9 protein-coding genes are annotated in these 11,183 nt (G+C 52.6%); 3 read left to right on the top strand and 6 right to left on the bottom strand.

What is annotated here, in order from left to right; genetic code table 11:
- Nucleotides 1-14 precede the first annotated feature (14 nt).
- The 3 genes from rpe (at nucleotide 15) to lepB (ending at nucleotide 3,643) form a co-directional block, all read left to right on the top strand.
- Nucleotides 15-689: a ribulose-phosphate 3-epimerase gene (gene rpe, locus HOO88_04600; protein ID NOU36028.1), complete on the top strand. Its 675-nt coding sequence runs from the start codon at nucleotides 15-17 to the stop codon at nucleotides 687-689.
- 22 nt (nucleotides 690-711) lie between these two features.
- Nucleotides 712-2,517: an elongation factor 4 gene (lepA, locus tag HOO88_04595; protein ID NOU36027.1), complete on the top strand. Its 1,806-nt coding sequence runs from the start codon at nucleotides 712-714 to the stop codon at nucleotides 2,515-2,517.
- A 115-nt stretch (nucleotides 2,518-2,632) separates the two neighbouring features.
- The gene (gene lepB, locus HOO88_04590; GenBank protein NOU36026.1) at nucleotides 2,633-3,643 is read left to right on the top strand and encodes a signal peptidase I; all 1,011 of its coding nucleotides are present in this window, start codon (nucleotides 2,633-2,635) and stop codon (nucleotides 3,641-3,643) included.
- Nucleotides 3,644-4,173: 530 nt separating this feature from the next.
- On the opposite strand, the gene HOO88_04585 is transcribed toward lepB, so the two are convergent.
- The 6 genes from HOO88_04585 to HOO88_04560 form a co-directional block, all read right to left on the bottom strand.
- Entirely contained in the window at nucleotides 4,174-5,736 is a 1,563-nt protein-coding gene (locus HOO88_04585; protein NOU36025.1) for an Rne/Rng family ribonuclease, read from the bottom strand.
- 51 nt (nucleotides 5,737-5,787) lie between these two features.
- Nucleotides 5,788-6,909 carry a rod shape-determining protein RodA gene (rodA, locus tag HOO88_04580; GenBank protein NOU36024.1) on the bottom strand — a complete coding sequence of 374 codons (1,122 nt, stop codon included), beginning with the start codon at nucleotides 6,907-6,909 and terminating at the stop codon, nucleotides 5,788-5,790.
- The gene (mrdA, locus tag HOO88_04575; GenBank protein ID NOU36023.1) at nucleotides 6,906-8,723 is read right to left on the bottom strand and encodes a penicillin-binding protein 2; all 1,818 of its coding nucleotides are present in this window, start codon (nucleotides 8,721-8,723) and stop codon (nucleotides 6,906-6,908) included. The genes rodA and mrdA overlap by 4 nt, the downstream gene beginning before the upstream one ends.
- On the bottom strand, nucleotides 8,723-9,226 hold the full coding sequence (locus tag HOO88_04570; GenBank protein ID NOU36022.1) for a hypothetical protein: 504 nt from the start codon (nucleotides 9,224-9,226) through the stop codon (nucleotides 8,723-8,725). The genes mrdA and HOO88_04570 overlap by 1 nt, the downstream gene beginning before the upstream one ends.
- On the bottom strand, nucleotides 9,223-10,053 hold the full coding sequence (gene mreC / locus HOO88_04565) for a rod shape-determining protein MreC (protein NOU36021.1): 831 nt from the start codon (nucleotides 10,051-10,053) through the stop codon (nucleotides 9,223-9,225). The genes HOO88_04570 and mreC overlap by 4 nt, the downstream gene beginning before the upstream one ends.
- A 61-nt stretch (nucleotides 10,054-10,114) precedes the next feature.
- Nucleotides 10,115-11,146, bottom strand: a complete 1,032-nt coding sequence (locus tag HOO88_04560; protein ID NOU36020.1) for a rod shape-determining protein — start codon at nucleotides 11,144-11,146, stop codon at nucleotides 10,115-10,117.
- Nucleotides 11,147-11,183 lie beyond the last annotated feature (37 nt).

The following is an 11,183-nucleotide window of genomic DNA, read 5'->3' as shown; positions in this document are numbered from 1 at the left end:
TTTCAGGGGAAAATATGCCGAAGATTGAAATTATGCCGTCGATTCTGGCCGCCGATATGGGGAATCTGGAGACTGCCATTCGTCAGTGCGAAAGGGCAGGGGCTGACCAGATTCACATGGATATCATGGACGGCGTTTTTGTGCCCAATATCAGTATGGGACCAGCTGTCGTTACCATGGCAGATCGTGTGACGGATTTACCCATGGATGTGCATCTGATGCTGATTCAGCCGCAAAACCATATCAAGGCGTTTGCCGGAGCCGGAGCGGATACCATTCTGATTCATATTGAAGCCGACTGCGATATCGACGATACGCTCAATAAAATTCGCGGCCTCGGCTGCAAAAGCGGCATCACGGTAAATCCGCCGACAGCGGTAGATTCTATTTTCCACTGCTTGGAAAAGGGACTGGTGGATGAAGTACTCATTATGTCGGTTAATCCCGGATTCGGCGGACAGAAATATATCGCGGCGGCTGAAAGTAAAGTGGCTGAAATCCGCCGCCGTTTCCCAGACATGCTGATTTCCATCGACGGCGGCATCGATCTTGAAACCGTAAAACCGGCGGCGGCACACGGTGCCAATCTGTTTGTGGCCGGTACATCACTTTTTAAAGCACCCGATCTGAAAACAGCTGTCGCGCAAATGCGCGCAAATGCCGAAGCGGCCTATTGTTCAAAAATCTGAAATCTCCAATAGAAAATCTAAAATGACTGATCTTTCCCGCATCCGAAATTTTTCCATCATCGCCCATATTGACCACGGAAAATCCACACTGGCCGATCGCATCCTGCAGCTGACGGGAGCGATTGAAGCCCGTAAGATGAAGGAGCAGGTTCTTGACGCGATGGATCTGGAGCGCGAACGCGGCATCACCATTAAGGCGCATCCGGTTTCGATGAAATACGTCGCAAAAGACGGTAAAGAATACCTCTTCAACCTGATCGACACGCCCGGACATGTCGATTTTTCCTACGAGGTTTCTCGCAGTCTGCAAGCCTGTGAAGGCGCAATTCTGGTCGTTGATGCGGCACAGGGTGTTGAAGCACAAACGGTCTCGAACGCTTTTCTGGCCGCTGAACACAATCTGACCGTTGTGCCGGTTCTGAATAAAGTTGAACTGCCCAATGCCCAACCGGAACTGGTGGCGCGTCAAATCGAGGAGCTTCTCGCTATTGATGCGACGAACTGTCTGCAGGTGAGTGCAAAGTCGGGGAAGGGCGTCGCAGAACTGCTTGAAGCCGTGGTGGAGCGCATCCCGTCACCCAGACCGTCAAAAGACAGCGCGGTACGCGGTCTGGTTTTCGATTCCAAGTATGACGCTTTTCGCGGTGTGGTTGTTTATATGCGTCTGTTCAGCGGACACCTTAAAGCTGGCGAAAAAGTGCGCATGATGAGTACCGGCCGCGAATACGAAATTAAAGAGGTCGGCGTCTTCACGCCGGATCCGGAAGTCCGCAAGGAACTGACTGAAGGCACCGTCGGTTACGTGATTGCCAATATCAAGGACTCGTCTGAAATTCAGATTGGCGACACCATGACCACCGCTCGCAATCCGGCCCCGGATGCCTTGCCGGGGTTTAAGGAAATTCATCCGATGGTGTTCGCCGGTATTTATCCGATCGAAACCAGCGACTACGAAAAGCTTGGTAAAGGTCTGGATAAACTGCGCTTAAACGACGCCGCATTTTCTTATCAGTCTGAATCATCGGTGGCGCTCGGCTTCGGCTTTCGCTGCGGGTTTCTTGGTCTGCTCCACATGGAGATTGTGCAGGAGCGCCTGCGCCGTGAGTTTGACCTCGACATCATTGCGTCTTATCCGAATGTCGTTTACCGCATCAAAAAGAAAAATGGCGAGGTGATCGAAATCGACAACCCGACTTACCTGCCGGATCCGACTGTGATTGAAACCATGGAAGAGCCGTTTATTAAAGCCACCATCATTACGCCGACAGTCTGCCTTGGCGACATGATGCAACTGGTGATGGAAAAACGCGGCGAGATTACGCATACTGACTCAATTGATGCGACGCGTGTTATGCTCACCTGCGACCTGCCGCTTAATGAAGTGCTGATTGATTTTTACGACCGTCTCAAGAGCATCAGCCGAGGTTACGCATCCATGGATTATGAGTACGCCGACTACCGTCTGTCCGACCTTGTCAAAATGGATATCCTTATTCACAGCGAACCGGTCGATGCTTTTTCGTCCATCGTTCATCGTTCCAAGGCGGTTCCTCGCGGACGGCAAATGTGTGCATCGCTTAAAGATGTGATTCCAAAACAGGCTTTCTCTGTTGCCATTCAGGCGGCGCTCGGCGGAAAGATTATCGCTCGCGAAACCATTCAGGCTTACCGCAAAGATGTGACGGCCAAATGTTACGGCGGCGACATTTCCCGTAAACGCAAACTGCTTGATCGCCAAAAAGAGGGTAAGAAAAAAATGAAGAGCATTGGTAAGGTGAATATTCCGCAGGAAGCGTTCATCGCCGTACTCAAAACCAAGCAGGAATAAAATGAATTTTTTCAAAACCCGCCAAGCGCGCAAAGAACTCAAGGATGTTCTGCACTATGCTAAGCATGTCCGGCATATGCATGAGGACATTGCCGACCCTAAACTGCTGAAACAGTTGCGTACCGGCGAACAGGTCGCCCGCGCCGCCCGCAAAAGCGGGGAAGGGGAGTTGATGGAAGTTGCTGGAACGGCAGTCATCAAAGCCTGCGAAAATGTGGCCCCGCCGAAAAAGCACCCCAAGGTACGCGAGAACGTTGAAGTTCTCTTTGTTGCTATCGCCGCCGCCATGGCGATCCGCGCCTACTTCCTTCAGCCGTTTAAAATCCCGACCGGCTCCATGCAACCGACGCTTTACGGAATTACTGTGCAAGCTGAACCGGCAATTAAGGCGAATAATCCGCTAGCAACCATTGCGAACATGGTGCTCTTTGGAGAAAAGCACTCTGTTGTGCCAGCAAAAACAAGTGGTTTCGTGCGCACAATTAATAATGGAACCAAATTCGATCTTCAGGCTACTAAAAGTCAGTCGGAAGCCATTTTTTTCATTAATAATCTCCCGCATAAAGTACCGATAAATTTGTGGCACGAACAAGAAAAACACTTCCTCCAGTCGGTCGCCAACAGATATATCAAAGAAGGGGAAATCCTGTTTGACGGAATCATCAAAAGTGGCGACTACATTCTGGTCAATCGAATCAAATATAATTTTGTTCGGCCGAAGAGGGGGGATATCGCGGTTTTTGATACCCGTGAACTGACCCACCCGCAGGTTCGTAAGGATGCGTATTACATCAAGCGCATGGTTGGACTGCCTGGCGAAACCATTTCCATCGCGCCGAAATATCTGCTCATCAATGGTGAAAAGCCAACGGATCCGCGTTTCGATAAACTGTTTAATAACCCCAAGTACAACGGCTATCAGTTTGGTGGCGGTGATGCAAAGATAAGGAAGCTCGGCGATTCTATGAAACTGGGAAACGACGAATACCTGTTCTTCGGTGACAACACGCTCAACAGTCTCGATGGTCGTTATTTTGGAGCGGTAAATCGCAGACAGATTCTTGGTCCCGCATTCTTTGTCTGCTGGCCATTTGACCGCGCCGGATTCGCTGACGCCAACCACTGATCCGTATATGTTTAAGCGTATCATGAAACCAAGTTGTGAATAATACGGCCTTGGTGTCAGAGATTGTCTGCCTGCCCAACAATTAACCCGCAGTGAGTTCTCGATTAAAAAACCGGAGCGGGAAACCATGGGCCCATCATTGATCCGTGAATTTCCAACCAAATCCACCATCTTTATTTAATTTGCATAACGTCGCATAATATATGTTATGTCTCATGTATAATGTAGGGGTGCACAAGATGTTGTGTTTTGCGGGTTTCCTGTCGATAAGTGACTCCTAGTGCGCAGTTATCAACAGCGGCACCAGTTCACTGCGGGTGCAGCGGAGCTGAAGCATCACACGTATTTGGTAGGAAACTTAATGATCAAGCCTCACCCCAACGATCATCGATAATGAAGCTGTAAATTAGCACACCCTGCAATATTGGTTGCGATTGTCGTAGATGGGATGGGGTGAGATTGAACGCGATAAAAAAGAGCGCCCCGCAGGGCGCCCTTTCGTCTTCTTGTTTTATGAGCTGTGATGATTCCTATTTATCGCTTTCGCTGCTGGAATAGACCACTTGATGAGTCTGCTCGTTGGTAATGGTAAACGCCTCCATGTGCAGGTGCGGATCGGAGACAAACGTCAGGTGTCCCTGAAACTTTTTTTCCATTTCGATGAGAGTCTGTTCGTCCTCGCGGCGCAGACGATCCAGCACAGCCGGGTTGACGGTGATCTTCATCGAATGCGTCCCCTTCCGGTCTTTGCGCAATGCAGCCGACAGGCGGCGCTGGAGTGCAACGCTCATGGTGAGAGCCGATTTGACACGTCCGCGGCCTGCACAATAATCACACTCAACATAGGTGGAAGTGTAAACGCTTTCCTCAACGCGCTGGCGGGTCATTTCAAGCAGACCGAGTTGAGAGATTGGCAGTACGTTGGTGCGGGCGCGGTCTTCACGCAATGCATCCTTAAGAGTCTTGTAAACTGAATTTTGATCACGTTTGCTCTTCATGTCGATTAAGTCGATGACAACCAGTCCTCCGACGTTGCGTAAACGAAGCTGACGAGCTACTTCTTCGGCGGCTTCGGTGTTGACGGACAGAATGGACTCTTCGGCGCTCTTTCCACCTTTATGGCGCCCGGTGTTGACGTCAATGGCAACAAGAGCTTCTGTTTCGTCAAAAACCAGATATGCGCCGGACTTAAGCCAAACCTTTCGGCGGAATACCGACTCGATTTGTTTTTCGACATCAAAATAATCAAAGATGGGTTCTTCGCCGCCGTAGAGTTGCACCCAGTTACGTGACCGGCGGGAATATTTGGCGATCATTTTCCGGATCATTTCGTACGCGTCGCGATCGTCCACAAAAACGCGGTCGATATCTTCGGTGAGGTAATCGCGCACGACACGCTCAGCAAGATTGGGCTCCTGATAAAGGATGCACGGTGCCGGTGTTTCGCGTACGCCAAAGTCGATCTCTTTCCAAATTTCAATCAGCGTGCGGGCATCACGAACAAAGCTTGTTTTCCGTGTGCCTGAACCGGCTGTACGGACAATGATGCCGATCGTTTCTGGAATCGGGAGCCGCGCCAGTATTTTCTTAAGCCGAACGCGTTCTTTGGCATCGCCGATTTTTTTAGAGATGCCCTTAAGACCGGTACCAGGCATCATTACCAGATAACGGCCTGGAACACTAAGGTTGGCGGTAACGCGCGGACCTTTGGTGCCGATCGCATCTTTGGTGACCTGTACGACAATTTCCGATCCAATCGGAAATTTTTTGGACATTTCGCCGGGAGAAAATTTCCGGCGGCGGCGGGTGCTGTTGCGGTTTCCTTCCTGCTCTTCCAGCCGTGCGGCATCTTCCGGAATCATATCCCAGTAGTGGATAAAGGCATTTTTTTGCATGCCGATATCCACGAAGGCGGCTTGAAGCCCGTCTTCCAGATTTTGAATTTTTCCTTTGAAAATGCTGCCGACCAGCCGGTTTTCTTCAGCCCGTTCGATATGAAAGTTGTCGAGACGGCCTTCGTCCAGCACAACCACACGGGTTTCGAGCGGCTCGATGTTGATCAGGATTTCTTTTTTCTTACGTCCTCCGATCATCAGCTTTTCCTTAATTGCATTGATACTGAGCATGAATGCTCCTTTCTTTAATTAAATGCGACGCCGCAGGTAAACACTCTGCACCAATCCGAGTGCCGTCATGATACTTACCATGAACGTTCCGCCATAACTCATTAGCGGAAGCGGCACGCCGGTAATCGGCATGAGGCCTATGGTCATCGCGATATTTACAAAAACATGTGAAAAAATAAGTACGCCGATTCCCGCCGACAGCAACCGCCCGAATGTGTCCCGGGCAATTACCGCGGTGTGCATGCAGCGCACCACCACCGTCGTATACAAAACCAGCAGCAATGAACTGCCGGCAAATCCTGTTTCTTCCGCCACCACCGAGTAAATGAAATCGGTCGGGGCAACGGTTCTCGGCAGAAAGCCGAGAATGTTCTGAGTTCCTTTTAAATAACCTTTTCCAAACAGCCCGCCGGAACCGACTGCAATTTGCGACTGCAATTTGTTCCAGCCGGTGCCCAGCGGATCCTGATTTACATTCAAGTAAACCAGAATGCGGCTTTTCTGATAGTCCGTGAGCAATGGACAGCTGTCCGGAAAGAACAGCAGCCAGATAACAAGTATAAGCAGTGCGACGCCCCCCGCTCCAATCAGAGTCAACAGCGGACGCAAAGGAACCCCGGCACAGAAAAGAAGCAATAGGACAATCGGCAATATAACCATTGCACTGCCGAGATCCGGCTCCACCGCGATCAGCAGAAACGGGATGCCTGCCAGCAAAAACGCCATCAGGAATGTTTTAAACCGTTCTGCGTCGGTTGCCGGATCACCGAGCCAGGCCGCCAATGTAAAAATGACGGCCAGCTTGGCAAATTCCGAAGGTTGAACCGTCATACTGCCGAAGCTGAACCATCGATGCGCCCCATAGACTGACATTCCGAGAAACAGAACCAGTACCAGTGAAAGAACGCCCGCCAGATAAATCCACCAGTGCAGACTGTTCAGTTTCCGGTAGTCAAAGGCGGCCGCGGCGGCGTAACAGCCCAAGCCGACCAGAACCCAGACGATCTGGCGCCCCATCAAACCGCCGACGGCATGATCATTGCGATAATCCGCGCTATAGATAAAAACACAACTGAGTACGAGCAGTACTGTGATGGCACTGAATATAAACCAGTCGAAGCGGTAAAGACGTCCGGTCATGACGACACCCGCCCTTCCCGCTTCATTTTCAGGAAAAGACCTTCCATGAGCACTTTCATACACGGCCCGACGGTAGCACCGCCGGAGTCGCCGTCTTCGACGAGCATTGCCACGGCGTACTGCGGATTATCGTACGGTGCGAAAGCAATCATCCAGGTGTGTTTTGCACCCTCCCCTTTGACACCGTATTCCGCGGTTCCGGTTTTCCCGGCAAATTCAAATCCTTCAACTGCGGCGCGCCGACCGGTTCCATCCGGTTCCATAATCACATCGCGCATACCGATCCGAACTGTACGCAAGGCAGTTTCCGACCAGTCCATTTTCCCAATGCGGTGACCGGGATTGGAAATATAGGAGTCCGAAGCGGGCTCGCGATAAGCTTGTACCAGCCGTGGACGGTAGAGATAACCGCCGTTCGCAATCGTCGCTGTAACCATCGCCATTTGGATCGGCGTGACAGCCACATATCCCTGCCCGATGGCAAGGTTGCAGGTGTCGCCGTCCGACCAGCCGACCCGGTTGTCTTTCTGCCATTTCTCATCCGGTATGACACCGCTGGATTCAAAATCTACTTCGACTCCGGTTTTTTTTCCGAGTCCAACCGCCAGCGCCTGCTGAATAATCGGATCCGGGCCGCAGGCCAGAGCGGTCTTGAAAAAGTAAACGTTGGCGGAAAATTTAAGTGCCTCGCGCATGTCAACTTCGCCGTGACCGGTGGTGTGTACCACACGGCTTCCAATACGGAAAATTGCCGGGCTGTCATAAACCGTATGCACGGTTGCCGGATTAAGTGTGGCGGCCGTCAGTGCGACCAGCGGTTTAAAGGTGCTGCCCGGCGGATAAACACCGGCGACTGCGCGGTTCAGTAACGGTTTGGCTTTATCGCCATTCAGCGTCTGCCAGTCCGCTGCGCTGATGTACGGCACAAACCGGTTGGCATCAAACCCCGGTGCGCTGAGCATAGCCAGAACATCGCCGTTGTTCGGATCCAGCACCACCACGGCACCGCGATGTTCGCCGAGCGCCTTGTGCGCCAGCATTTGCACTTCCACATCCAGCGTCAGACGCAAATCGCCGCCGGGAGTCGGTGCTCGATGTGCCAGCTCACCGTGCCGGTAACCGGACACGTCAATTTGCACCAGCATGCCGCCTGCTTCGCCGCGCAGGAAGGGATCAAAAAGTTTTTCAAGGCCGGAACGACCGCTCATGTCGGGCAGATAATAAGAATAGCTCTCTTCTTCATTCATCGTGTCCGGATCGGCGCGGCCGACATAACCGAGCAGATGCGAAGTGTACGGACTGTATGGATAAACGCGGGTGGCCTGTGTGTAAATATCAACGCCCGGAATGTCATGCCCCATTTCTGCCAGACGGGAGATTGTCTTCGGGCCGATATCACTCCAGAGCACAAGCGGAAGCGGCAGGCGCAGGCGGATGTGCTTCCAAATACTGTTCCGGTCGATTGCCGGCGTCAGGCCGGTAACCTGAGCCACAGTGCCAATCACTTCCATGGCGCCATCGATGGTATTGGACCACGACCCGGCGCGGCGGACATCTTCAAGAAACAGCGCGATGGAATAGACCGGACGGTTGTCGGCCAAACAGAGGCCGTTGCGATCATAAATTTTTCCGCGGATGCCCGGCAGTCGTACACGCCGCAGGCTTTGAATTTTCTGACGGCTTTCAAACTGTGTAACCTTTGCCACCTGCAGACGCCAAAGTGAAACCCAAAGCACCAGAAACGCGATGAGCATGCCGCCCAGCAGCAGATAGATGCGCGGCGCAAAAAAACGGTCTGTACGGCGAATGCGCATCAGATAAAGCGTCTCCGGTTACGGGAAGTTAACGACCGCATTTGAACAACAGACAAAGCAATCAGCGGAACAACCACGATGCCGGTTATCAGCCCGCCAGCCAGCCGCAACGCCAGCCAGCCGCCGGAAACCGGACGAAGTCCGCTCAGCGAGAAAACCAGCGCGTAATAAACGGTTTCAAAAATTGCGGCGATCGCACCAAGTATTGCGTAGGTGGCTGGCTCGTCGCCGAATATTTCGTCGCGGATCCAGTTGATTCCGGCCGCCAGCCCGATGAAATAAGGAATCGACAGCCCCAGCGGTGCCGGGCAAAACGAATCGTGTAGCAATCCGGCCACTACGGCGGCGTACAGCATTTGTGCACGGTCAGCGTGCAAGGCAATGCAGATCATCATGCCGGTCAGAACCGGCAGTTCCAACGATCCAAACGCACCCCACTGCGGCAGAACGGTCTGAATCAGTGCGCCGATTGCAAGCACCAGTGTGATAAAGCGCCGGCTCATTCTTCAGACTCCGTATTTTCTTCCTTGGAAGCGACGAATACCACGTCCATCAGTTCGGTCACCGCTTTAGGAATAATATCCGCGTATTGGTAAAGTCCGGTTTCTTCCATGCTGACACTTTCGATGTAGCCGATCAGGATGTCTTTCGGGAAAACGCCACCAAGGCCCGATGTCACCACCGCATCGCCCGCCTGTACCGGTGCGTCCTTATGAATGAATTGCATGCGGGCAACCGGATAGCCTTGTGCGTTTACGCCGTGACCGGTTACTAATCCGAACGAACCGGTTCGACTCACGCGGGCGGAAACTTTGCAGGCCGGATCTGAAAGCAGCAGTACGTCGGCCGTATAGCCGGAAACTTCAGCCGTTCTGCCAACGAGTCCGTCCGGTGAAATTACAGCCCGATTGGCTTCAACGCCCTGCGCCCTACCTTTATCCAGCCGTATACTTTGCCACCAGCCGCTGATTGTGCGGGCAGTTACCCGGCAGGGAATGAGTGCGCGCTTCTGGCGGTTGTAGAAATCCAGCTGGTCTTGCAAGTGACGGTTGGCCTGCTCCAGATTTTCCAGTTCAACCAGTCTGGCCTGCAAATAGACTACTTCTTCAGACAGACGGCTGTTCTGTTCTAGCATACCGCCGAAACCGCGAACAGCATCAGCACCCTCTTTCAGACTTTGCGCGGTCTTGATGAAAAAATGCTGAAAGGGTGAAGTCGCGTCTTTAAAAACGCCTTTGAACCGGGCGGTACAGCCGCCGGGTAAATTTAAGAGCAGCACCAGTGCAATCACTGCCGCCGCCCACTTATAAAAACTTCTCGTTACAAACATAGACCCGTTCCGGTCATTCATTCAGAACCCGGAGGGACGAAAAGAAACGGAACCCAAACGCTTACCGCGCACGGGCTTCAGAGAGCTTCCGCAGGAAGTTGATTTCGTGAAGAACCACGCCGGTACCCTCAGCGACTGCACTGAGCGGATCATCAGCGATATGCACCGGCAGACCGGTGTTATCGGCAATGAGTTTATCCAGCCCGCGCAACAATGCGCCCCCGCCAGCCAGCACCATACCGCGATCCACCAGATCGGCGGACAGTTCCGGCGGGCAGCGATCCAGCGTCACGCGCACTGCCTCAACGATACCGGAAACCGGATCCTTGAGTGCGCTACGGACTTCTTCAGAGCTGATGATCAGCGTTTTCGGCAGACCGGCAACTTGATCGCGGCCTTTTACTTCCATTGTTGTCTCTTCGCCAATCAGCATAGCCGAACCGATTGAAATCTTGATGTCTTCTGCGGTTCGTTCACCAATGAGCAGATTATATTCCCGTTTCAGATACTGGATGATCGCCTCATCCATGTCGTCCCCCCCGATACGCACGCTGCGACTGAAGACAATGCCGGCCAGTGAAATCAACGCCACTTCGGTTGTTCCACCGCCGATATCGACAATCATATTGCCGGCCGGTTCCTGAACCGGCAGTCCCACACCGATCGCAGCAGCCATCGGTTCTTCAATTAAAAACACATCCCGTGCGCCGGCATGGACTGCGGAGTCCTTGACAGCGCGTTTTTCAACTTCTGTGATGCCGCTCGGAACGGCCACGACCACACGTGGACGCACCATACGGCGGCGATTATGTACCTTCTGGATGAAATACCGCAGCATCGCTTCGGTAATTTCAAAATCGGCAATGACACCGCCCTTCATCGGACGGATAGCGACAATGCTGCCCGGTGTGCGGCCCAGCATGCGCTTGGCTTCATCTCCAACAGCAAGAACACGGTTGGTGCCGGCCTGCACGGCTACCACAGACGGCTCACGCAACACAATGCCGCGGTCGCGGACATATACGAGGGTGTTGGCAGTTCCAAGGTCGATGCCGATGTCGCTGGAGAAAAGACCCATCAGACGGTTTAACATAGGGTTAATTCCTGTTTTGATTCAAAAACTCTAAAAT

The organism is Kiritimatiellaceae bacterium, from assembly GCA_013141415.1.
GTDB lineage: Bacteria > Verrucomicrobiota > Kiritimatiellia > Kiritimatiellales > Tichowtungiaceae > Tichowtungia.
Note: the sequence above shows the minus strand (reverse complement) of the source record. Positions and strands in the feature narration are given on the sequence as shown.